Here is a 22,619-nt window from a genome sequence, read left to right as displayed (position 1 = left end):
AGCGCGCCTAAGGGAAAGCACCCTAGTATCACACGGCCTAGATGTGAAGGACCTTTCCTTAAGACGCGCTGCTGCGGTAATGATACCTTATTCTGCCTTGTCGCAGCAACCGTAGCGCTCGTAAGCTTCGGTGACCTGAATCTCGTATTGCTTGCGCGCGCCCTTGACCACCGTGTCCAGGATGAGCCCGCACGTGAATGCCAGCAGGCCCACGAACACCAGGCCCACGGCCAGAAGGGCGCTTGGCAGCCGGGGCACCAAGCCCGTGGCGGCGAACTGCGCGATAACCGGGACGCCGGCGATCAGGCCCAGAGCCACGAACAGCAGCGCCACCCAGGAGAACAGCGCCAGCGGCTTGTAGTCCTTGAACAGCGACAGGATCATCATGAGCACCTTGAAGCCGTCCGAGAACGTGGACAGCTTCGACTCGCTGCCCTCGGGGCGGTCGCGGTAGTCGATGGGCACCTCGGCGATGCGCCAGCGCTTGTCCACCGCGTGGATGGACAGCTCCGTCTCGATCTCGAAGCCGGGGGACAGCACCGGCATGGTCTTGGCGAACACCTTGTTGTAGGCGCGGTAGCCCGTCATGACGTCGGAAAACTCGAACCCGTAGATGGCCTTGATGAGGAAGCGCACCAGGTCGTTGCCGAAGCCGTGGAACGCGCGGTCGTTCTCCTCGCCGTACGTGCCGTTGGACAGGCGGTCGCCCACCACCATGTCGGCCTCGTCGGCGGCCAGCGGCGCCACCAGGTCGGGGCCGGCCTCGGCGGGGTAGGTGTCGTCGCCGTCCACCATGAGGTAGTAGTCGGCGTCGATGTCGCGCATCATCTGGCGCACGACGTTGCCCTTGCCCTGGCGCCGCTCCACCTTCACGGTGGCGCCGTGCGCCCGCGCGATGTCGCCCGTGCCGTCCGACGAGTTGTTGTCGTACACGTACACGTCGGCCTCGGGCATGACGCGGCGGAAGTCGTCGACCACCTTGCCGATGGTGACGGCCTCGTTGTAGCAGGGTATGATGACGGCCACGCCGCACCCGCGGCGTACGGCTTCGATGTCTGAAGTCACCGATTGCTCCTTCTTAATTGGTAAGCGCCTCGAGCCTTCGCCCGATGCAACAAGTCAGGTGCACAAAGATATTCGTCATGCTACTCGAATCCGCCCTGCTGCGCTAGAGATATGTGTTCGTTTCCGCAGGATATGCGTGCATGTTGCGGGGTTTGTTGTGCGGCGCGCCCGCGCGGTGCGATAATCGAGCGGTTATGCATTGGCCGGTTTTGCGCCCTCGCGCTTGTGACGCGCGCCCCTGCCGGCTGCCGGGCCGCATGCCTGGCTGTATCTTTCGAAAGGATTTTCGCGTGAAGAAGCTTATCGCGCAGTTCATGAAATTCGGCGTCGTCGGCGTCATCGCGTTTGTCATCGACTACGGCCTGCTGGTGGTGCTCACGGAACTGTTCGGGGTAAATTACCTGGTCAGCGCCACTATTTCGTTCACGGTTTCCGTGATTTTCAACTACTGCGCCTCCATGCGCTACGTGTTCACGCACAAAGAGGGCATGAGCCGCACGCGCGAGTTCGTCATATTCGTGGTGCTGTCGGTCATCGGACTGCTTATCAACAACGGTTGCATGTGGGCCGGCGTGGAGCTGCTTGGCGTGCACTACCTTATTACGAAGATCTTCGCCACGGCGGTTGTTATGGTGTGGAACTTCGTGACGCGCAAGATTTTCCTCGACGGCGGCGACGCGCAGGCCGCATAGCGCGGCGCGATGGGCCGCTAGCGGGTCGCGCTGGCGTTGCTTTCGCGGCAGGCCGGCGGGGCGCGCGGCATGCCGCGAAAGGCGGCTGGCGGGTCGCGTGGCGAGCAGGCGATGCTTTTCGAAGGCCATCCCGCCTCTGCGGGGCGAAGGCTTGAACGTGGCCGCCCCGTATTTGCGCTCTTCGCGAAGGCCTTGTCGCACACCGCGGCGGCGCGGCTGCGGAATTCCCGTAAACGAAACGAACCCGCCTGACAAGGTGTCGGGCGGGTTCGGTACAATGCAAATGGTGCCCTAGGCAGGGTTCGAACCTGTGGCCTTCTGCTCCGGAGGCAGACGCTCTATCCAACTGAGCTACTAGGGCATGTGCAAGAATTATACGCCAACATGGGCAAAATCAACCCAAAAGAATTGAGTGTGAACGCATGTCCGAAATCATCACGATCGAACGCATGGGCTACGGTGCCGAGGCGGTTGGCCACCTGGCAAGCGGCAAAACGGTGTTCGTCGAAGGCGGCGCGCCGGGAGACGTGGCAAGCATCGACGTGGTGGAGGAAAAGCCGTCGTTCGCCCGCGCACGCATCGGCAAAATCGAGCAGCCGGGCGCGGCGCGCGTGGCGCCGAAGTGGGCCGAGCCCGCGGCGTTGGGTGCCGCCCCGTGGCAGCACCTTGCCTACGATGCGCAGCTTGAGGCCAAGCGCGCCAACGTGGTGGCCGCGCTTTCGCGCACGGGCGGTTTCGGGGAGCGCGCGGACGAGCTGGTGGCGTCGTGCTTGCCCTCCAAACGCCAGTGGGGGTATCGCAACAAGATAGAACTCGGCGCGCAGTGGGATGCGAAAGGCACGTTTAACCTGGGGTTCCATCAGGAAGGCGACCCGAACGTGCAGCAGGCGCTGGCTTGCCCCTTGGCGCATGACGCCATCGCGAAGGCGCCGAAGGCCCTGCGCGGTGCGCTGCGCTTTTTGCAGGGCAGCGACGATCTGGGCATCTTCCGCGTGGGCGTGCGCACCAGCGTGCGCACTCGCGAGACGGAGGTTGCGCTGTGGACGCGCCCGTCGGGCTTTCCGCGCGCGGCCGCGGCCAAGATGCTGAAAAGCTCGCTGAAGGCCACCAGCGTGGTGCGCGTCATCGCCGATCCGGGTAAGGCGCGCAAAATCAAGGGCCTGGAAGTGCTTGACGGCAAGGGAATCTGGACCGAGCAGCTTTGCGGTGCGCGCTACGTGGCGCACGCGCCGTCGTTTTTCCAGGTGAACACGGCCCAGGCGGAGAAGCTGGTTGAGCAGGCCGTTTTGGCGCTGGGCGGCAGCATCGGCGATGCGGGCCCCGCCGGCCTTGACGGCATGCTGGTGGCCGACCTGTACGCGGGCTGCGGCACGTTCGGCGTGGCACTGGCGCGCGCCGGTGCGGACGTGATTGCCGTGGAGTCGGCGGCGTCTTCCGTGCGCGACCTGCGCCGCAACGCCGATGAGAACAGCGTGGACATCGACGTCATCGGCGGCGACGCCGCGCGCGAGTTGCCCCAGCTGGGCGGCCTGGACGCGTTGGTGGTGGACCCGCCGCGCGCCGGCCTTGCCGACGGCGTGCCGGCCGACATCGCCGCCGCCCGCCCCAGCCGCGTGGTGTACGTCAGCTGCAACCCCGCCACGTGGGCGCGCGACGTGCGCCGTTTCGAGGACGTGGGCTACCGCCTCGAGCGCGTGCAACCCGTCGACCTGTTTCCGCAAACGTACCACGTAGAACTCGTCAGCTGCTTCGTTCGCTGCTAGAGAGCGCTTCCATTCGCCGTTTCTTCGCTTCGCACGGCGAAAGGTGCAGGATTTCGAACTTTCCGTAACTTGCGCGTGAGTGTTGGGATTTGCTGGAAACTGCCACAATTGTTGTAGGATTTCGTTGGGACGCGGACGCGGCCATCCCGCTTTCCTCGTGTTGGCTTCTTCTGACGATTTTATATGCGCAATCGCAGATTGTGTTGAACCTTCGCCTAGACAATAAGCCTGTTTGATGTCTGGCTGTGGGCTGAAAGACGGTTCTGAAAAAGATAAGCTAGAGGTCGTAAACGGGCATTGAGTCCGAGGAGCTCGGTTCCTATAATTGATTAAATTGCGTAACGAATGGTGACGCTCCAATGAGGGCAATCTTTGTGCGCAACTAGAAGGGCGGCGTGGACAAGTCGCTTGCTGTTGACGAGATAGCGCTCTCGCTCGAGCGCTTGGATATTCACGAGTTTCTACCGTCTCGACGGCTAGGACAGCACGCTGCACACGACGCGTGAGGTGGACGGGGCAGAGGTTGCATGGTCGATGTGTCCGGCGCTCTCGCTGAGCCTCTCGTGCGTGGATGTTGCGCGGCCGCTGCTAATGGGCGGGGATTGCCCATGCGATGAATAGCTGGTGAGGTGGCCGTCATGCTGTCGCATTTCGAGACGTTTGCAGGGGATGCCGGCGTGTCGGTGATCGACATCGACAGGCGCGGCGAGGCCGCCAAGGTGGCATGGGGTGGCCGACGCCGAGCGCGAGGCGACGGTGCTCGTGCTCGAGTGAAACAGGGCGACTGGTTGATTTATAAAAAAGAGGCAATGCTGCGGCGAATATGCTCGAGAAACATGCCATCGGCTGTGCGGCCGAGGAGCAAAAGATCGAACGGGCCGTCTGCTTGTCGTCGGCCAACGATAGGCGACGGCGCGGCACTGCTGCTGTTGCTGACCGTGGCCGACAAGCGGGCGCTCAAGCCGATGTCGGCCTATCGTGAAATCACGATAGCGGCGATAATCCACGAGTGGGTGTGCCAGAACCTAGAGGAGGGATGGGAAGATGAGCAAGGGATATCTGAAGGGCCAATCCCCCCATGGGCGGCATCATGTGGACGGGCGACCTGGCGGGGCGTGACGTAGGCCACACGGCCGCCAAGTCGTTCATTGACGGACATCGTCACGAGGGTTGGACGCTGCCGATTTACGATGTGGTGGCCAAACTCACCGCCGAGATTGACTGTGAGCTCTCCGAGATGCCCGCGATAGTCGCCTACATCTACAACCTCGAGCACGCGGCGCCGATGCTGTTCGTCGGCGAGAACCCCGTGAGTGGGTCGTACGTAGTCGGCACGACCTGCACGCGCGGGCGCATGCCATCCCCGGCCCGTACAAGGCAGAGGACGGCAAGCTGGTCCGCACCGATGCGCCCGAGTAGTAGCATGGCAAGACATGATTGAGAGGTGGTGGCATGGCCGTGGATGAGCAGACCGAACTGGCCGCAAGCGGTTCTGTCTTCGATCTTGCTGCGCAGAGCGCCGAATACGAGCCGCTGTCGTACTACGGCGGCGCGAAGGATTGTGGGGATGCAATCGATATCGAATATATTTCGGACGTGCACCTGCTGCATCATGTGAAGTATTACGGTGAAGACCTGCGCAAGGCCATCAACGGGGCGGCGGGGACCCTTGCGGAATCCCACGCCGAACCGAAGTTCGTCTTGCATCGTGGCTGGATTGCGCCGAAGTCATTTTTCTTGGGCGATGTCTCGTCCGACAAGGAGGTGACCGTCGAGTTCTACAGGCGTTATCGGCTGAACGTGATGTACCGCGAATACCGACGATTCAGGGCCGAACTGGCGAAAAAATACGGATACGGCCGCAAGTCGATGCGCTGGCGGTTGAACGCCGAGCGCAGTCTCAAGAGTCTTGACGGGCATATTGCAGCGAAGGAGGCCGAGTTCAAGCGGCTAAAGGCCAAGGTTGACGAGTACTTGAGCTACAATCGCGTCATTGCACCGAAGGGCAACGCTGATCGCATCAAGGCGTACCTCGCGAGCGACTACTATAAGAAGCGTGAGCAAAAGGATGGGCTGCCATACTCCGCGAGAGAGAGGATTCTGGACGCCGCAGCCGCCAAGGACGAGGTGTGCCGGCTTGAGTTTGTCAAGGCTGATCTCGAGCGCCGGCTCGAAGACGAGAGGTTCGAGTCCCATATGGCGTTCACCGAGACTGAACGTCCGTACGATTCGCGTGGCTTCAGGACGTATTTGATACGGAGGTACGATAACTGGTGCAACATGCAGAAGGGCGGACACTATCGTCCGCATGAACATCTTGGAATCGTGATTCTCGGCAATCACGAATATGTCGGTTTCCCCGACGTCGACTCCGCTGTCGCGTTTTACAAGGAGAGGCTCGAGCCCATGGGCTACACCGTCCTGCAGAACGAGTACGTGGAGGATGACAGATGCGTCATCTATGGCGGGACGGGCTTCGCGGTGCTCAACGAATGCTACAACGCGGGTAATCTCGTGTGCTGCGACGCGATGATGGTCGACCGCGAGCTCTTCGTGAAGGTCAAGCAGGGTGTACCCGGCGCTGAGGACGATCTTGAGGCGGCCAAGGCCCGTGCGAGGGCGTACGAGGCTGAGCAGAGTCGACTCTTCGTGGCGGGTTACGAGGCAGCGCGTGAGCATGCGCGTGAGACGGATAAATGCTTTGTATGTGCCACACACTACCCCGTGGAGGGCTGCCTCGGGCGCCTTGACAGGGATGCTGTCTACTTCTCGGGGCACACGCATCAGAACAGGTACGTTAGGAAAGAGAATGTGATTCTTTACGCCGACAATCAGGTTGGCTGCCACAAGAGGGGTGGCTTCGATCCCGAGCGGGACATGCGCTTCAGGACGGCTACTGCAGGCTGCGTGAGAAACCCCTATGCCGATCTTGTAGACGGCTGCTACCCGACGACGCCCGCCGAGTACTCCAGTTTCTACCGGTTCATCGGCGAGTACGTGGGCACGGGCAAAATGATTCGCAAAAGCTGCAAGAAGAACGAGATGTACGTTATCAAGTCGTATGGCTACTACGGGTTCTTCCTCGTGAGCGACAAGGGCATCTCTATCGCCAACGGCGGTAAGACGAAGAAGGTCGCCCTGAGTGGGAGCATTGATTGGGTCTGCGACAACTTCGACATCGTCGTGGCCAAGTACCTCGCCGCGCTTGAGCCGCTGCGGGAGAGGCAAGAGCAGGTCTCGCGCGAGCTGAAGCGGCTTGGATTCTATGGAACTATCCACGGTCTCATCGTGGACGTGAATTTCGATCACCACATCATGGTGAATCCCGCCGACGGCTCGCTGGCGTTCTACTCTTCGCCTTCGTATGGGTTGGTCGACCAGCTTGCGTCCTTCCCGAAGCTGCTCGAGAGCGTGAAACAGGGATGTCTCTTGTACGGTAACGAGCTCGTCGCGGCGAGCGTCGAGGAGAGATGCGATGCCGCGCTTGCAAAGTACGATGTCGACGTGCTTGCGCCGTCCCCGTTGGGGATGCTGGCCCCGGTGGACGCCGAGGGCATTGAGGCTCTCGAGCGAGCCGAGATGATAAAGGTCGACCTCAAGCATGGAGCCTACAAGCTGTCCCGCAACGTCGCACCTTTGCAACGGCTGTTCTCGGGACACGTGCTGCGTGACTTCGATCCGCGTTTGGCTGAGGTCGACGACGAGAGTACTCCGCGCAGGAAGAGGTCGATGCTCGGTCGTGCGTTTGTCGACGAGTTCGGCACGGAACACCTCATCGTTGAGGATGACCTCGGTGAGGTTATTACTGCGCTCAGCGAGGACGGCAGGCGGATGAGAGTTACGGTGCTGGCGCTGAGGAGGCTGGTGCGAGGAGGTGGTCGCTGGGTGACGAAGACCCTCGATGCAACGCTCGCAGCCTATGCAGACAAGTCCCTGCCGAAGCCGTGGGGTGATGCCTTATCACGGATGAAGCCCAAGGTGCTCGACGCGAGTAAGTGATTCGCGTCGGTCCCGACTCGGGCAATCCCCCACAAGGGGAAAAGGCCGTTTTCTGTGCCTGCGAAATCGTTAGAACGCTCATATGCGAGAGGCGGTGATGGTGAAGGAGGTAGGGCTTGCTAGGCGCGTGATCTACATATGCGTCTAGACCAAGCTGCAGGTTGAGCGGGACGAGCTGATAGCCGTTTAGCGCTTTAGGTTTGAGGGGCCTGCCGAGGCTCACGGCGTGCGCGTCGGACAAGGATGTCCAGGGACGTCCGCAGCTCCACAAGATGATGAAGAGGCTCACATGATCTCCAACAGGGACTCGAGGCACTAGCGTGTCGTTGCAAGCGTGACGTTCAGGTACTTCGCCCGCATTGTCGGGCGAAGCGCTGCTTGACAATGCCGATGGCCTCCGAGGTGGGACGCGTCATGTAGAACTTGTTTGCTGCTAACGGCTGCATTCATTCGCCGCTTCTTCACTTCGCGCGACGAAAGGTGCAGGATTTCGAACTTTCCGTAGCTTGCGCGTGAGTGTTGGGGTGCAAGCGGATTCAGAAAGTTCGAAATCTTGTACCAAACGTCCCAATTCGGCTCGAAAACGAAGAAGAAAGGCCCGGAAAGTTCGAAATCCTGCACGCTTTCTGCGCGTTCGCTTGTGCCGCAGCTCCGTTTGGCAGCTTGGCGTACGCTTGCGCTGTCGGGGGCCTTCGCGCTCGCTTACGCCGCCCGCGTCGCCGCTGTGGCCTTCTTTCGCTGACCGGCTCGGTTTGTGGGTTCTACGGTTTTTCCGCGTCGGCGTTTTCAGGTTTGCGCACCTGCGCATGCCAAGCTGCTACACTGAATGTCGTGTGAAATTAGTTACCGTACGCCCGCCCTCGCGCGGGCGTTTTCGCGAAAGCGGGTCGGCGCATGCCGGCGCGCGCCAAGCAAGAAAGGGGAAGCCTCATGGCACTGTACACTCCCGCATATCAGCCGACGGGCGAGGAAATCGCCGTCATCAAAACCTCGAAGGGCACCATCCGCGTGCAGCTGGCGGGTAAGGACGCCCCCATCCACGTGGGCAACTTCGTTGAGCTGGCTCAGAAGGGCTTCTACGACAACCTGAAGTTCCACCGCTACGTCCCCGGCTTCGTCATCCAGGGCGGCTGCCCGAACACGCGCGACCTCACGCCTGAGGAAGTCATCGCGAAGGCGGGCAACCCGTTCGCCGGCCTGGGCACGGGCGGCCCGGGCTACTGCATCAAGCAGGAGTACACCACGAACCCGAACAACCATCACGCCGACGCCGCGCTGGCCATGGCTCGCAGCCAGAACCCCGATTCGGCCGGCTCTCAGTTCTACCTGTGCCTGGGCGCGCAGCCCATGCTCGACTCCGGCTACACTGTGTTCGGCCAGACCATTGAGGGCAAAGACGTCATCGCGCAGCTGCGCGTGGGCGATGTGATCGAAGGCATCGAAATCGAGAATGCCGCCGAATAGCGGCCGCACCTTGTACGTGCATTCGGTCGAGATAACGAAGGATCCAGATGAACAATCAGCTATTCCAGCAAGCCCGAAGCGCCTACGCGCAGAAGGATTATCAAGGCGCGCTTGAGGCGTACCAGCAGTGCTTGCAGGATGCAGCGAACCCTGTCGCCCCTGGTGAGGCGGGCCAGCTGCACCACCAGATCGGCAACTGCCTTGTGAAGCTGAAGGCGCCGAACGAGGCTATCCAGTCGTATACGCAGGCTATCGCCGACGAGGCTTACGATGCGCGCGGCGCGGTGCACTACAACCTGGGCATGGCTTATGCGGCGCTGCACGACTACGAAAACGCCGTGCAGAACTTCGAGGCCGCCGTGTCCGACGCCAAGTACGATTCGTCGTATAAGGCTTACACGGGCATGGGCAATGCGCTGCTGAAAATGGGCAAGTCCGCCGAGGCCGGCATGGCGTTCCGCAACGCGGCGCTCGACGAGGCCAACCCCGATCCCACGAAGGCGCTGCTGAACCTGGGCGTGTGCTTCATGGCGCTCAACCGTCCGGCCGACGCCGTGGCATCGTACGAAAGCGCGCTGCAGTTCGACATGCAGCCCACCATGCATAACCGCCTGTACGCGAACCTGGGCCAGGCCTATGTGGCCACGGGCCAGATGCAGAAGGCCGTGAACGCCTTCGAGCAGTCCATCGCCGACAAGACGTACTTCCTGTCCGATTCCGCCAGCGTTGACTACCAGCGCGCCATTGCGGCCGTTGCCCAGGGCACGTCCGAGATCACGCAGGTCATGGCGCCTGTTTCCGGTGCGGCACCCGCAGCGGCGGGCGCGGCGGACACGTCGGGCATCGATGTGCCGGCTGACGGTTCGGGCATGTACGCCGAGCAGGACCCTTACGGTACGCAGGCCCAGCCCAGCCCGTACTACTACACCGACCCGTACGGTCCGGAAGCGGCAGGCCAGTACGACACCGCAGCTGCCGACGACCGTTTCTTCAGCGCTTCCGACGAAGAGCTTGAGCAGTGGTCGCGCGGCGTGGCCAAGCAGGAGCGCAAGCGCAAGAACGTGGGCCTGAAGGTGCTCGTCGTCATCGTCTTGCTGGTGCTTGTGGCCTTCGGCGCCGGCGTGTTCATGTACACGCAGGGTTGGGGCTATCCCAGCCAGGACAGCGTGGTCACGCAGCTGTTCGCCGACCCCGATAACGCCTCTTCGCTGTATTCCGCCGAGGTCAGCGATTCTTCGGCCGCATCCATGACCGATGCGCTGGTGAAGGATTCCGCGCCTACCATCAACGCGGTGGAGAAAAGCATGACCGACTCCACGGCTTACGTCACCGCGTCTACCGAGGGCGGCGGGCAGATGCAGTACAAGGTGTCCATGGTGCGCGACATGATCGGTTGGAAAGTCAGCAACGTCGAGCTGTATTTCCCCAGCCAGAACTAGCGTGGGCGGCGCTTCGTTAGGTAGGGCGTGCGGCGGGTTTGCTTACCGGCCGGCTTTCGCTTAACGGCGTGCGCGCGGCTGTGCCAGTGCGCAAAACGCTCGATGCAGCGGCATTTCACTTGATGAACGTACGTTTTACGATTTACGGTAACCTGCGCCCGCAAGGGCGCTTGGGATAAACAGATGGAAGAAAGGTATTGAACATGGCTATCCAGAAGACCTACAGCATGATCAAGCCCGACGGTGTGCGCAACGGCCACATCGGCGAGATCGTCAACCGCTTCGAGCGCGCCGGCCTGACCGTCGAGCGCATGGAGCTGGGCATGGTGACGCTTGACCAGGCCAAGGCCAATTACGCCGAGCACGAGGGCAAGCCGTTCTACGACGGCCTGATCTCCTACATCACGTCCGGCCCGGTCGTGAAGATGGTCATCTCCGGCGAGGGCGCTGTTGCCAAGGTGCGCACGCTCATGGGTGCCACTAATCCGGCGGAAGCGGCCCCCGGCACGATTCGCGGCGATTTCGGCCTGATTATGGACGAGAATGTGATTCACGGCTCCGATTCCCCGGAGTCCGCTGAGCGCGAAATCGGCATCTTCTTTGCGTAAGTCTTAAAGGGACTTCTTTGTGAGCAAAGCCTCCTGTTCGCTTGGCGGGCAGGGGGCTTTTCGTTTTGCTTGCGGGCATGCTGCTGCGGCAACGGTGGGTCGCGCGGCATCAGGTCCGCATTCCCTGAAAAGTATTGGAGCTACAAGCATTCGCTTAAGACGAGAAACGGATGAAAGCATGCTCTATCGAGTTTTCGGCGCCAGCGAGCTTCCCGCCCTGGTGTCGGCATTCATGGAAAGCTACGAGGTTGTGGCTCCCGTGAAGCGCGATGCGCATTATTCGTTCGAGCCCATCTCCTCGCCTGAGGAAATGGACCTTGCTTACGACACCACGCTCGCATCGCCCAAACGCTACTTCTTGCCGCCGCGAGAGACGCTTATGCGCTATGACGCGGCAGAAAACGAGGTGGCTGACTTCACCGAAGAGGTTACCCCGCGCGTCATTTTCGGTGCGCACGCGTGCGACATCAACGCAATCAACAGGCTTGACCTGGTGTTTCGCGATGGTCGCTACCCTGACCCGTACTATAAGGCGCGCCGCGAGGCCACCATTATCGTGGGCGTGTCGTGCACGCCCGACGCCGATTGCTTCTGCAACCTGTGGGATGCCGACGAAGCGCGCTTTGGCTATGATTTGTTCCTGCACAGGTTGGGCGACAAATTCCTGGTCAGCATTTCAAGCGTGGAAGCGGCCAACATTTTAGAATCTGCCGTTGACCTGCGCGACGCTACCGACGAGGACCGCATCGAGTTCCGCCATGCTACGCGTGCGCGCCAGGCTGCGTTCAACCCTGACATCCCCGAGATTCAAGACGTGGCCATGCTCATGGACGCGTTTCATTCCGATCCGTTCTGGGAAGAGTTTGGCAACCGCTGCTTGGCCTGCAACGCGTGCGCCGCGGTGTGCCCGACGTGCTTCTGCTTCGACATCCAGGACGTGCTTGATCCCAACGGGCAGGCGGGCGAGCGCCAGCGCGTGTGGGATGCGTGCACATCACCGCAGTTCGCCATGGTGGCCGGTGGTCACAACTTCCGCCCCACGGGGCGCGAGCGCGTGCGTCATCGCATGTACCACAAGCTCAACGGTTTTCTGGCCACGTACGACCGCATGCTGTGCGTGGGGTGCGGCCGCTGCGTGAAAGCGTGCAAGGCCGACATCAACCCCATCCGCGTGCTGGAGTTTTTCGAGAAGAAGGGGGCGGAAGGTGCCTGCTAACACCGATTTCGAACCTGTGCATATCTCGCCGTACCACGACGGGCCGGCGCCCATGACCGGCGCGGAAATGATGGCGGCGAACCCGTACCGCCCGTGGCCGGCGCGCATCACGTCCATCACCGAGTTGACCGCAACGGAGAAGCTGTTCGAGTTTCGCCTGATCGATGAGCGCATTCGCGAGGCGTTTCGTCATGAGCCGGGCCAGTTCGTGGAGCTGTCCATCTTCGGCGTGGGCGAGGCGCCCATCTCCATTTCGTCAAGCCCGTCCAAGCGCGGCTTCATCGAGCTGTGCGTGCGCCGCGCAGGCCGCTTCACCGAGGTGCTGCACCAGATGCAGTGCGGCGATATCGTGGGCATCCGCGGGCCGTTCGGCCGCGGCTTCCCGTTCGAGGACATGAAGGGCCACGACATCCTGCTGGTTGCCGGTGGCCTGGGCATCGCGCCGTTGCGCAGCCTCATCAACAACATCCACGACGAGCGCAGCGACTTCGGCAAAGTCACCATCATTTACGGGTCGAAAAACCCCTCCGAGGTGATGTTCCGCAACCAGTTCGAGATGTGGCGCCACCGCAAGGACTTCGACCTGTACCTGACCGTCGACAACCCAGACGACACGTGGGATGGCGAGGTTGGCCTGGTCACGAAGCCGTTCGAGCATCTGGAGATCAGCCCGGCGAACACGTTCGGCGCCGTGTGCGGCCCGCCGGTGATGTACCGGTTCGTCGTGGCCGAGATGCGCAAGAAGGGCATCAGCTACGACCACATCTACATGAGCTTCGAGCGGCAGATGAAGTGCGGAATGGGCAAGTGCGGGCACTGCCAGATCGGCCATCAGTATTGCTGCATCGACGGGCCCGTGTTCAATTATTGGGAAGCGAAGAACATCCAGGGGTCGATGTAGATGGGAGGTTCGAACATGCGAAGCGTTGACGAAGAGCGCAAGGAGCGCGTCCTGCCGCGCGTTGTGGTGATCGGGCTTGCCAGCTGCTTTGGCTGTCAGCTGCAGATCACGAACGTCGAGGCGTACCTGACCGATGTGCTGGGGCAGATTGACCTGCGGTATTGGCAGCTTGCGTCAAGCGACCCCATGCCGGAGGAGTTCGACGTTGCAGTGGTCGAAGGCGCCGTGACCACCGAGGAGTCCGAGGCGTGCGTGCGCCAGCTGCGCGAGCGCGCGAAGTGCGTGATCGTCCTGGGCGCGTGCGCGGCTACGGCGGGCATCCCCGGCATTGCGGCGCGCAACTTCTTCGCGCGTCCGGGCCAGGTGTACAAGGACGTGCCGGCGGCGTGTGGCTCCATGGTGGTACCGCGCCCGGTTTCGGCCGTGGTGGACGTGGACTTCACCGTGCGGTGCTGCCCGGTTGACACCATGGATTTCGTGGACGTGCTGCAGCGCGCGCTGTACGGGTCGAACAAGCTGGAGCATACGGGCACCATGTGCGGTGACTGCAAGCGCAACGGCACGGACTGCTTCTTCGAGTCCGGGCAGCTGTGCCTGGGCCTGGTCACCGTGGCCGGGTGCGGCGCGAAATGCGTGAATCTGGGCCGTGCGTGCAATGGGTGCCGCGGGCTTTCGCCTGATGCAAACCTGGACGCTGCACGCGCCGCGTGCGTGCGCGCCGGCATCGAACCGGGCGACCTTGACGAGGCGCTGCAGCTGTTCAACCAGGTCAACCCCGTATGTGATGGCCGCGAATAAGGGAGAGCTATGAGTAAAACCGCTATTTCGGTCGACCATATCGCCCGCGTCGAGGGCCATGGCAACGTGCATCTGACCATCGAAGGCGGCCAGGTTGTCACGTGCGAGATGAACGTGGTGGAGCCGGCGCGCCTGTTCGAGTCCATGGTGGTGGGCCGCAAGTTCGCCGACGTGCCTTACATTGCCAGCCGCGTGTGCGGCATCTGCTCGGCAAGCCACGTGATTACCGACATTCTGGCCATCGAGCGCGTGTTCGGCGTGGAAGTGACCGACCGCACGCGCGCGCTGCGCGAGCTTTTGGTGTACGGCAGCTACCTGCAAAACCATGCGTCGCACCTGTTCGTGTTCGCGGCGCCGGACTTTTTGGACATGGCAAGCGTGTTCCCCTTGGCGCAGGCGAACCCGGCGCTGTTCGATAGCGCGCTGGGCTTGAAGGCACTGGGCAATCAGTTGTGCAACCTGGTGGGCGGGCGTTCCATCCACCCCATCACCGCGGTGGTGGGCGGCTTCACGCACGAGCCCACGCGCGACGAGTACCTGGCCATGGCCGACAAGCTGGACGCCGAGCGCGAGTTCGCGCGCCAGGTGGTCGATCTGTTCCGCAGCTTCACCGTGCCGGCCATCGCCACGCAGGGTGACATGCTGGCCATGGTTGCCGACGGGCGCTACCCGGTGTGCGACTCGCGCGATGCGCGGTTTTTGGGCGCGGGCGTGACGTTCGACGCCGATGAGGCTGCGGGCGCGGCTGGCCAGATCGAGGAGTACGAGGTGTCGCATTCGGCGGCGCTGTTCGCGCGCTGCCGCCAAACGGCCACGCCGTATTTCACGGGCGCGCTGGCGCGCATCAACGCGTCGTGGGGCGCGTTGTCGCAGGAGGCGAAGGTGGCGGCGGCTAAGGCCGGCCTGCGCCCGCCCGAGCGCAACCCGTATCTGAACAACGTGGCTCAGGCGGTTGAGGTGCTTGACGCGCTGGCGCGTTGCGCTGAGCTGTGCCGCCGCTTGGCCGAGCCCGACGGCGAGTTTGCGGGCGACAGCCAGCCGGTGGCGTTCGGGGTGCGTGCTGGCAAGGGCACGGGCTTCACGGAGGCGCCGCGCGGCGCGCTGTTCCACGAGCTGGAGCTTGATGAGACCGGGCGCGTGGTGCATGCCGCCATCATGACGCCCACGGCGCAGAATTGCGCGAACCTGGAGGCCGACATGCGCGTGCTTGCCGAGAAGCTGGTGGCCGATGGTGCCGAAAAGCCCGAGGTCCAGCTTGAGGTCGAGAAACTCGTGCGCGCCTACGACCCCTGCTTTAGCTGCAGCGTGCATTAGCTTGCGTTGACATAACCGGGCGTGTAGCCCAGCGATACGAGGCACCCCTCGCGACAACAGTCGCGAGGGGTGCTTTTGTGTTGTGGGGAGGGTTGCGGTCGGGCTGTGCCGCCCGCCCGCTTCCGGGCTGCGTGCTTCGAAGTGTCGCGATGTGCGTAGGTGGGGGCGCGTTGCCGGCAGGGCCAGCGCACCACGGTGGTAAAACCTCAGGTCGCGGATTACCGGTTTTGGCTGCATGCTGCCGCATGCCATCCAACCTACGCACTTGGCGATAGATTGAGTGGTGGGCGGTTTCGCTGATGTGCGTTTGGACGCGCGCATAGCCTTTGCCTCATTGGCGTGTCCGGCGAATTTTGCTCTGGTTGCCATTGTGAATCGCCTGTTTGGGTTTGCGTTTGGGGTGCGGGGTGGGCCTTGCTATACTGGCTTGGACTGCAAGGGGGAATGCGTGTTCAGCGATTTTGCTATTTGGTACTTGTTCTTGGCGGGCACGGCTGCCGGGGCGTTTTTGTGGGCTGCAGCTATCGACATCCGCGGCGCGCACGTACTTGCGCGGAACAGCGTGCCGTTTCGGTCGCGGGCGGGATTTCATGGCTGCACGGTGCTGCTTGCTTTTGCGGCGCTGATGCTGTTCCTTGACCTGGGAAATCCTTACGACATCTTGTACTTGTTCGAGAATCCACTGCGTTCGGTTATGTCCGTGGGCGCCTGGCTATTGATGCTTTGCCTGGTCGTTTCGGTTGCGGTTTCGGCGTTGCTGTTGCTTGGACGGTCGGCGACGGGCTTGTTTCGGGTGCTTGAACTTGCGGGCGTGGTGTTTGGCGCGGGTGTTATGACGTATACCGGCGTGTTGCTTTCGTCTATGGTGTCAATCGATTTTTGGAACACGCCTTGGCTTGTGCTTCTGTTTGTTGCTTCGGCTGTTAGCTGCGGGGCAGCGCTTGTCGAGGCGTTGTCGTTTGTGCTGGTGGGAAGCTCCCGCGGGCTGCGCGACTTGGCACGCGCAGCGGGCACCTCGCGCGCAGTTGAGTTTGCTGCGCTTGCGGTGTTCTTGCTTTCTCGCTGGTTTGCGGGTGGTGCCGCTCAATCGTCGTGCGCAACGTTGTTTGCGGGCGATCTGGCCGGGTTGTTTTGGGGCGGCCTTGTGTTGTGCGGGTTCGCGGCGCCGCTTGCGTGCGACATGGCGAATCGGCTGGTGCGCGTGCCTGTGCTGCGCCTTGCGGGCGCGGTCTCTACGCTTGCGGGCGGCGTGTGCCTGCGATATTGCGTGGTGCTTGCGGCGGCGTATTCCGCCATTACGGTCAATGTGACATAATAGGCTAGTTCAATAGGTAAAGCGGGGCGCTTGTTTGATGCCCTGCACGACGAAGCGAGGCGCAGCATGGTGGCATCAACGCACACGCAGCAATCAAGCGCGTTGCCCCTGGTGGCAGACAAAAGCCTTATCACCATCGACGAGGAAAGCGGTGTACCCATTTGGATGCAGCTGCGCAACCGCTTGGTGTATCTGGTGGTGTCCGGCACGTTTCCGGCGGGTGCAAAGCTGCCCACGGTGCGTGATTTGTCGTCGACGCTGCAGGTGAACTACAACACGGTCAGCAAGGTGTATCGCGATATCGAGAAGGACGGCTATGTCATCACCCGCCGCGGCAAAGGCACGTTCGTTGCGGAAATCAATTCGGATGGCTATGAGGCTGCTGATGCAAAAGCGGCTATAGACCTGCTGATAGATAAGTTTTTCGAGCAATGCAAGGAGTTGGGCTTGAACGAAGCCGATGCCGCCGAGGCGGTGGCGAAGCGAGCAGGGGGGATGTTCGTATGAGGAAATCGCGAAAGATGCGCGCGCGTCGCGGGGTCGAACGGAGCGAGACGGTATTTGCCGACACGCCGCATGAGTCGCCCGACAACATCGTCACGGAAAAAGATGCCAGCCGCGCGGGAGTGTACGGGTTCGCGCTGTTGATGTTTGGGGTGGGCTTCGGGTTGGTGTTTGCCGTTACGTTTCCGCTGTTGAGCGTGTTCACGGTGCTGGCGTCTGCGGCTGCGGGCGTTGCCGTGGCGTCGACGGTGCGCGTTGCGGCTCAGTGGGAGCACGTGGCATTGTTACGCCTGGGACGCTTCCGTAAGGTTGCCGGCCCGGGCGTGTACGTGGTCGTTCCCTTTATCGATTCGGTTGCCATGCATATTGACAGGCGCACCATCACCACGGCGTTTTACGCCGAGCAGGCATTGACATCCGACCTGGTCAGCGTTGATGTTGACGCAATTCTATTCTGGATGGTGTTCGATTCTGAGAAGGCGTGCCTTGAGGTGGCGAACTTTCCGCAGGCTGTGCGCCGCGCAGCGCAAAACGCCGTGCGCGATGCAATTGGCCAGGTGACGCTGGCGGAGCTGTCCGTGCGTCGTCGACAGCTTGACCATGAGCTGCAGGAGTTTATGACGAACAAGTGCGAGGAGTGGGGCATCAGCGTCATATCGGTGGAAATTCGCAACATCAAGATTCCCCAGGCGCTGCAAGATTCGCTTGCGCGCGAGGCGCAGGCTGAACGCGAGCGCGATGCCCGCGTGCTTTTGGCCGATGTGGAGCGCGACATTTCTGAAATGTACGTTGAAGCGGCACGCGTGTACAACGAAGAACCCGGCGCTATGGAATTGCGCGCCATGAACCTTTCGTATGAAAGTGCCCGCGATGGCAAGGGCGTGCTGTTGGCGCCCAGCAGCCTGGCCGATGGCTTCGTGGACGTGGGGAAGACTTCGGGTAAGTAGCGCTTCGAGGTGCACCGTTTTTCGCGTTGTCGCAGAGATAAACAGGTTGCCAAAACCGGTTAATATCGGTGACCGCAAGCTAATGAATGCTTGATGCTTTCAAATTTTCCCAGGTAGTCACTATTCTTCAATAAAATACCCATTGAACTATTGAACTAGTTCAATAACAGAGTAATATACGGCTCGAAAGGTTGGCCAACCGTGGTATGCAATGGGGGAGCCTGCCGCGAGCCGCATGGACGCTGGTTGCAAACGGCGCAAACGGTGCAGCTGTGGTGGGGCTTTCGGACGAAAACCGAGGAGGAAAGATGACGGGAATGCAAGACGCAAGCCGAAGCCTTACCCGTAGGAACTTTCTCAAAGTCGGCGCGGCCGGGGCGGCGGGACTTGCCGCTGCCGGCGCGATGACCGGCTGCGATGCGTGGCTTGGCGCCGCGCCGCAGCAGGCCGCCGAAGAGAAAACCGTCTACACGCTGCATCAGTTCATGTGCACGGGCCGCTGCTCGTTGAAGTGCACGGTGCGCGACGGCCGCTTGGCCATGATCCAGCCCAACGACACGGTTGACCCGTACTATCGTCACGTGTGCATGAAGGGCATCTCCGAGATTCAGCATGTTTACAGCGACGAGCGCCTGCAAACGCCCATGCGCCGCGTGGGAAAGCGCGGCGACAACGAATTCGAGGCCATCAGCTGGGATGAAGCCATCAAGACGGTAGGCGACGAGCTGCGCAAGGCGTGGGGCAAATACGGCAAGCAGTCCGTGTACATGTCTGCGTCGAACGAACCGCGTTTCGGCTTTCTGCCGGCGCTTTTGGGCTGCGCCACCGGCGTGGAGCCCGGCATCGACCGTGGCACGGGCAACGGCTCGGCGCCGGCCATCGGCGGCGATGTGTTCGGCGGTGGCACGTGCGAATCGCGCGACTGGGTGAACACGAAGACGCTTATCGTGGCGGGCGCGAACCTGCTGGAGTCGTCCATGATGCAGTCGAACACGTTCCTGGACGCAAAGAAGGCCGGTTGCGACATCATCGTGCTTGACCCGCATTTCTCCACCACGGCCAGCAAGGCCAGCCAGTGGATTCCCATTCAGCCGGGCACCGATGCGGCGTTCTACCTGGGCATGACCAGCTACATCCTGGACAACAAGCTCTACGACGAAGCGTACATGCGCGAGCACACGTCGTTCCCATTTTTGCTGGACGAGGCAACGGGCAAGCTGCTGCGTACCGGGGCGCCGTGGGGCACCGACGAGGAAACCGGCGAGCCGGTCGACCCGGGCGATTTCCTGGTGTGGGATGGCGCTGCGGATGCCGCCGTGCCGTACGCTGAAGCGGTTGCGACGGCCGCGCTTGAGGGAACATACGAGGTCAACGGCGCAAAAGTCATCACTGTGCTTGAAAGCCTGAAGCGCAACCAGAAGCCCTTCACGTGTGAATGGGCCGAGGGCGTCACCGGCGTGCCGACGGAAACCATTCAGGAAGTGGCGCGCAAATACGCCACGGCGGGCCCGGCGTTTCTGGCGTTCGGCCAGGGCGGTTCGGACAAGTATTCCAACCCCGACATCATCGGCCATGCCGGCATGGTGCTGACGGCGCTGACGGGCAACATCGGCAAGCCTGGTTGCGGCATCGGGCACACCATCGGCGGCGCCGGCTATAGCGTGGCGCTGGGCGAGTGGAAGCTTCCCGAGCAGTTTAAGCCTGCTGAGCTGGATGTTCGCGCCGATCGCTTCCCTAACGACAACGGTGGCGTGCACGTGATCATCTCGCTGGGCAACACGTTCCAGCAGTATTGGGCGAACATGAACAAAACGCGCGAGTGGATCGATTCGCTGGACTTCATCGTGCACATCGGCATGTACTACGAGGACACGGTGCGCTATGCCGACATCGTGCTGCCCGTGTGCAGCAAGTTCGAGGACACCGTGGAGCACTCCATCGTGCGCAGCGACTACAACCACGTGAACCTGCAGACAAAGTGCATTGATCCCTTGTTCGATAGTAAGCCCGATTTCGACGTGATGCGCCTGATCGCCGAGGAGATGGGCGTGGGCGATTACCTGCCGAAAACGGCCGAAGAGCTGGTGCGCTACCAGATCGAGCACTCCGAGGACCTGGCTGAACAGGGCATTACGTTGGATGCTCTGGTGAAAAACCACGGCAGCATCAAGATGGCTGGCACCGACGAGCCGCGCCGCGCGTATACCGACCAGGTATTCGAAACGCCCACCACGCGCATCGAGCCGTACTACGAGGCGTGGACGGCGTGCGACCAGGCGTGGCCGACGTGGGAAGAGAACAACGAGGCGTACGCGGGCAACCCGCTTGCCGACAAGTACCCGCTGCAGTTCACGCAGACGCGTACGCGCTTCTCGAACCATTCGCACTTCAAGGCGGCGAAATGGCTGCAGCAATTCGCCAAGCCCACGCTTGAGCTGAACCCGGTTGACATGGAAGCGCGCGGCATCGCCGACGGCGACCTGGTGGAGGCGTTCAACGACCGCGGGTCGTTCAAGTGCACGGCCCGCGCGAACAACGCCATTCGTCCCGGGTCAAGCCGCACGTGGGAGGCTGGCTGGAGCAAGTACATCGAGGAGGGCAACACGCAAAACGTTACGAACGACCACGTGAATCCGCGCGACGCCTTCCTGCCCACCGGCGCGCCCATTCCGTTCAACGACACGCTCATCGAAGTGAAGAAAGCGTAGGTGATATGCCATGACCAAACTTGCTATAGGAATCAACCTTGACCGCTGCATCGGCTGCCACACCTGCGCAAACGCGTGCAAGATGCAGAACAACGTGCCCGACGGCATGCTGTGGAACCGCGTGCTGACCGAGGGTTGCGACGCCATCGATGGCGCGGTGGGCACGTATCCGGACCTGTCGCGCACGTACGTGCCGCTGGCTTGCCAACATTGCGAGAATCCCGCGTGCATGAAGGTGTGCCCGACGGGCGCCACGTACAAAGACGATGCGGGCCGCGTGGAAATCGAGTACGACCGCTGCATCGGCTGCCGCATGTGCATGGCAGCCTGTCCGTTCAACGCGCGCGTGTTCAACTGGGAAGATCCCCAGCGCGATGGCGGTTTCAACTGGGGCGATGCGCGCGTTCCCGTGCGCACGCGCGGCGTGATGGAGAAGTGCACGCTGTGCCGCGAGCGCACCGACGAGGGCGAGGCGCCCATGTGCGTGGTGTGCTGTCCGACCCATGCACGCGTGTTCGGCGACCTGGACGATCCCACGTCGGAGCTGGCGCAGCTGCGCAGCAAGGCCGGCAGCAACGTGCATCTGCTGCTGGAGGAAAAGGGCACGAAGCCCCAGGTCTTCTACTACAACGAGTAAGGAGGTGCCGTGATGAAGCTTTCTGCAAAAGGTAAAGCCGGCGCGGCTGTTCTGGTGGCGCTGATGGCGATCGGCTTGTGCGCATATGTGTTTCAGCTGACGCAGGGTTTGTGCGTGACGGGCATGTCGAACGGCGTGTCGTGGGGCCTGTACATCACGTGCTTCATGTTTTTCGTGGGCCTGTCGGCGGGTGGTCTGATTGTGGCCAGCTCGGCGCACGTGTTCCATATCGAGTCGTTCAAGCGCGTGGCCATGCCGGCCGTCATCACTTCCACGGTGTGCATCTGCTGTGCCGGGGCGTTCATCCTGATCGACCTGGGCGGTATCCAGCGCATTTGGAATATGTTCGTGCACTTGAATTTCACGAGCCCGCTGGCGTGGGACATGTGCGTGATCACCACGTACCTGGTGATCAACGTCCTGGACATCGTGTGGCTGCGTCGCGGCGATGAGCGCAAGGTGCAGATGCTGTCGTACGTGGCTCTGCCCGTTGCCATTTTGGTGCACAGCGTGACGGCATGGATTTTCGGCCTGGAGATCGCGAAGGAAGGCTGGTATTCGGCCATCATGGCGCCGATCTTCGTGGCGTCGGCAATGGACTCGGGCCTGGCGTTGCTTATGTGCGTGCTGGCGGCCTCGAAGAAGGCCGGCGTGTTCGATTGCGGCGAGAAACTGTTTGCTGACCTGGCGCGACTGCTGGCAACTTTCATTGCGGTGGACGCGTTCTTCATTGGCTGCGAGCTTTTGACTGTGGCGTATCCGGGTGCGGCGGGCGCTACCGAGCTGCTGGGTATCATGACCTCGGGGGCAACCGCGCCGTTCTTCTGGTTCGAGATTCTGGGTGGCTTGCTGGTGCCGTTTCTGCTGCTGGCGTCCGCGAAACGCCGTCAGCGCACCGCCGTGGTGGTTGCCGCCAGCGCGCTGGTGATGGCGGGCGTGCTGTGCAAGCGCGTGTGGCTGCTGTTCACCAGCTTCACCATGACCAACGTGTACGGAGCGCCGGGCATTTCATCGGGCTCTACGGCGGCGCGCGGTGCTGATGGGTTTGGCATGTGGGCGCTGACCGGCTCTTATGCGCCGACGCCCGTTGAGGTTGCCGTGGTGATTGCTGTGGTGAGCTTCTGCATCTTGGGCATTGCAGTGCTGTCGAAGAAGCTGGTCAAGGCTGCATAAAGGATTGGCTGCGGGCTGCGCTTGCGCAGTCCGCTTGGCGCCCGGAGCGTGGCGGTTGCGTGGGAGCATTTGCGTG

General features: G+C 61.9%; 18 protein-coding genes and 1 tRNA gene. 17 read left to right on the top strand and 2 right to left on the bottom strand.

All coding sequences use genetic code 11. From position 1 onward, the window contains the following. Nucleotides 1–87: 87 nt before the first annotated feature. A complete protein-coding gene (locus ET524_RS09065; protein WP_129425157.1) occupies nucleotides 88–1,065 on the bottom strand; it encodes a glycosyltransferase family 2 protein in 978 nt (325 codons plus the stop codon). Between the two features lie 290 nt (nucleotides 1,066–1,355). Here ET524_RS09065 and ET524_RS09060 point away from each other — a divergent pair, with 290 nt between their 5' ends. Further along, the gene (locus tag ET524_RS09060) at nucleotides 1,356–1,757 is read left to right on the top strand and encodes a GtrA family protein (protein ID WP_129425155.1); all 402 of its coding nucleotides are present in this window, start codon (nucleotides 1,356–1,358) and stop codon (nucleotides 1,755–1,757) included. 284 nt (nucleotides 1,758–2,041) lie between these two features. Here the strand turns inward: ET524_RS09060 and ET524_RS09055 are convergent. Beyond that, nucleotides 2,042–2,118, bottom strand: a tRNA-Arg gene (locus tag ET524_RS09055). 61 nt (nucleotides 2,119–2,179) lie between these two features. Here ET524_RS09055 and rlmD point away from each other — a divergent pair. The 16 genes from rlmD (at nucleotide 2,180) to nrfD (ET524_RS08975) (ending at nucleotide 22,543) form a co-directional block, all read left to right on the top strand. Next, nucleotides 2,180–3,520 carry a 23S rRNA (uracil(1939)-C(5))-methyltransferase RlmD gene (gene rlmD / locus ET524_RS09050; RefSeq protein WP_129425153.1) on the top strand — a complete coding sequence of 447 codons (1,341 nt, stop codon included), beginning with the start codon at nucleotides 2,180–2,182 and terminating at the stop codon, nucleotides 3,518–3,520. A 1,078-nt stretch (nucleotides 3,521–4,598) separates the two neighbouring features. Further along, nucleotides 4,599–4,961, top strand: a complete 363-nt coding sequence (locus tag ET524_RS11580) for a hypothetical protein (protein ID WP_161566666.1) — start codon at nucleotides 4,599–4,601, stop codon at nucleotides 4,959–4,961. A gap of 11 nt (nucleotides 4,962–4,972) precedes the next feature. Continuing rightward, nucleotides 4,973–7,519, top strand: coding sequence for a metallophosphoesterase family protein (locus ET524_RS09040; RefSeq protein WP_129425151.1), 2,547 nt, complete (start codon nucleotides 4,973–4,975; stop codon nucleotides 7,517–7,519). Between the two features lie 930 nt (nucleotides 7,520–8,449). Continuing rightward, nucleotides 8,450–8,983: a peptidylprolyl isomerase gene (locus ET524_RS09035; protein WP_129425149.1), complete on the top strand. Its 534-nt coding sequence runs from the start codon at nucleotides 8,450–8,452 to the stop codon at nucleotides 8,981–8,983. Between the two features lie 47 nt (nucleotides 8,984–9,030). Beyond that, entirely contained in the window at nucleotides 9,031–10,422 is a 1,392-nt protein-coding gene (locus ET524_RS09030; protein WP_129425147.1) for a tetratricopeptide repeat protein, read from the top strand. Between the two features lie 203 nt (nucleotides 10,423–10,625). Further along, nucleotides 10,626–11,030 (top strand): nucleoside-diphosphate kinase, encoded by a 405-nt coding sequence (ndk, locus tag ET524_RS09025; protein ID WP_042434618.1) that lies wholly within the window; start codon nucleotides 10,626–10,628, stop codon nucleotides 11,028–11,030. Nucleotides 11,031–11,208: 178 nt separating this feature from the next. Then, the gene (locus ET524_RS09020; protein WP_129425145.1) at nucleotides 11,209–12,246 is read left to right on the top strand and encodes a 4Fe-4S dicluster domain-containing protein; all 1,038 of its coding nucleotides are present in this window, start codon (nucleotides 11,209–11,211) and stop codon (nucleotides 12,244–12,246) included. Next, entirely contained in the window at nucleotides 12,236–13,147 is a 912-nt protein-coding gene (locus ET524_RS09015; RefSeq protein ID WP_129425143.1) for an FAD/NAD(P)-binding protein, read from the top strand. The genes ET524_RS09020 and ET524_RS09015 overlap by 11 nt, the downstream gene beginning before the upstream one ends. 15 nt (nucleotides 13,148–13,162) lie before the next feature. After that, complete coding sequence (locus tag ET524_RS09010; protein ID WP_201738758.1) at nucleotides 13,163–13,945, top strand: NADH-quinone oxidoreductase subunit B family protein; 783 nt, start codon at nucleotides 13,163–13,165, stop codon at nucleotides 13,943–13,945. Nucleotides 13,946–13,954: 9 nt separating this feature from the next. Then, nucleotides 13,955–15,259: a Ni/Fe hydrogenase subunit alpha gene (locus tag ET524_RS09005; RefSeq protein ID WP_129425139.1), complete on the top strand. Its 1,305-nt coding sequence runs from the start codon at nucleotides 13,955–13,957 to the stop codon at nucleotides 15,257–15,259. A 448-nt stretch (nucleotides 15,260–15,707) separates the two neighbouring features. Then, on the top strand, nucleotides 15,708–16,574 hold the full coding sequence (gene nrfD, locus ET524_RS09000; protein ID WP_161566665.1) for an NrfD/PsrC family molybdoenzyme membrane anchor subunit: 867 nt from the start codon (nucleotides 15,708–15,710) through the stop codon (nucleotides 16,572–16,574). Nucleotides 16,575–16,640: 66 nt separating this feature from the next. Further along, the gene (locus ET524_RS08995; RefSeq protein WP_129425135.1) at nucleotides 16,641–17,081 is read left to right on the top strand and encodes a GntR family transcriptional regulator; all 441 of its coding nucleotides are present in this window, start codon (nucleotides 16,641–16,643) and stop codon (nucleotides 17,079–17,081) included. Further along, entirely contained in the window at nucleotides 17,078–18,025 is a 948-nt protein-coding gene (locus ET524_RS08990) for a slipin family protein (protein ID WP_201738757.1), read from the top strand. Before ET524_RS08995 ends, ET524_RS08990 begins: the two co-directional genes overlap by 4 nt. A 308-nt stretch (nucleotides 18,026–18,333) precedes the next feature. Beyond that, the gene (locus ET524_RS08985; RefSeq protein ID WP_201738756.1) at nucleotides 18,334–20,733 is read left to right on the top strand and encodes a molybdopterin-dependent oxidoreductase; all 2,400 of its coding nucleotides are present in this window, start codon (nucleotides 18,334–18,336) and stop codon (nucleotides 20,731–20,733) included. A 10-nt stretch (nucleotides 20,734–20,743) separates the two neighbouring features. Beyond that, nucleotides 20,744–21,370, top strand: a complete 627-nt coding sequence (locus ET524_RS08980; protein ID WP_129425133.1) for a 4Fe-4S dicluster domain-containing protein — start codon at nucleotides 20,744–20,746, stop codon at nucleotides 21,368–21,370. Nucleotides 21,371–21,382: 12 nt separating this feature from the next. Then, a complete protein-coding gene (gene nrfD / locus ET524_RS08975) occupies nucleotides 21,383–22,543 on the top strand; it encodes an NrfD/PsrC family molybdoenzyme membrane anchor subunit (RefSeq protein WP_129426199.1) in 1,161 nt (386 codons plus the stop codon). The last annotated feature ends 76 nt before the right edge of the window (nucleotides 22,544–22,619 follow it).

The sequence above is a fragment of the Senegalimassilia faecalis genome, from assembly GCF_004135645.1.
GTDB lineage: Bacteria > Actinomycetota > Coriobacteriia > Coriobacteriales > Eggerthellaceae > Senegalimassilia > Senegalimassilia faecalis.
This window is presented reverse-complemented; position numbering and strand designations above follow the sequence as displayed.

Bases quoted from the DNA above. Each gene is read 5' to 3' on its own strand.
- rlmD (WP_129425153.1), top strand. From the start codon at position 2,180: ATGTCCGAAATCATCACGATCGAACGCATGGGCTACGGTGCCGAGGCG.
- nrfD (WP_129426199.1), top strand. From the start codon at position 21,383: ATGAAGCTTTCTGCAAAAGGTAAAGCCGGCGCGGCTGTTCTGGTGGCG.
- ET524_RS09020 (WP_129425145.1), top strand. From the start codon at position 11,209: ATGCTCTATCGAGTTTTCGGCGCCAGCGAGCTTCCCGCCCTGGTGTCG.
- ET524_RS08995 (WP_129425135.1), top strand. From the start codon at position 16,641: ATGGTGGCATCAACGCACACGCAGCAATCAAGCGCGTTGCCCCTGGTG.
- ET524_RS08990 (WP_201738757.1), top strand. From the start codon at position 17,078: ATGAGGAAATCGCGAAAGATGCGCGCGCGTCGCGGGGTCGAACGGAGC.
- ET524_RS11580 (WP_161566666.1), top strand. From the start codon at position 4,599: ATGGGCGGCATCATGTGGACGGGCGACCTGGCGGGGCGTGACGTAGGC.
- ET524_RS09030 (WP_129425147.1), top strand. From the start codon at position 9,031: ATGAACAATCAGCTATTCCAGCAAGCCCGAAGCGCCTACGCGCAGAAG.
- ndk (WP_042434618.1), top strand. From the start codon at position 10,626: ATGGCTATCCAGAAGACCTACAGCATGATCAAGCCCGACGGTGTGCGC.
- ET524_RS09035 (WP_129425149.1), top strand. From the start codon at position 8,450: ATGGCACTGTACACTCCCGCATATCAGCCGACGGGCGAGGAAATCGCC.
- ET524_RS08985 (WP_201738756.1), top strand. From the start codon at position 18,334: ATGACGGGAATGCAAGACGCAAGCCGAAGCCTTACCCGTAGGAACTTT.
- ET524_RS09005 (WP_129425139.1), top strand. From the start codon at position 13,955: ATGAGTAAAACCGCTATTTCGGTCGACCATATCGCCCGCGTCGAGGGC.
- ET524_RS09010 (WP_201738758.1), top strand. From the start codon at position 13,163: ATGCGAAGCGTTGACGAAGAGCGCAAGGAGCGCGTCCTGCCGCGCGTT.
- ET524_RS09040 (WP_129425151.1), top strand. From the start codon at position 4,973: ATGGCCGTGGATGAGCAGACCGAACTGGCCGCAAGCGGTTCTGTCTTC.
- ET524_RS08980 (WP_129425133.1), top strand. From the start codon at position 20,744: ATGACCAAACTTGCTATAGGAATCAACCTTGACCGCTGCATCGGCTGC.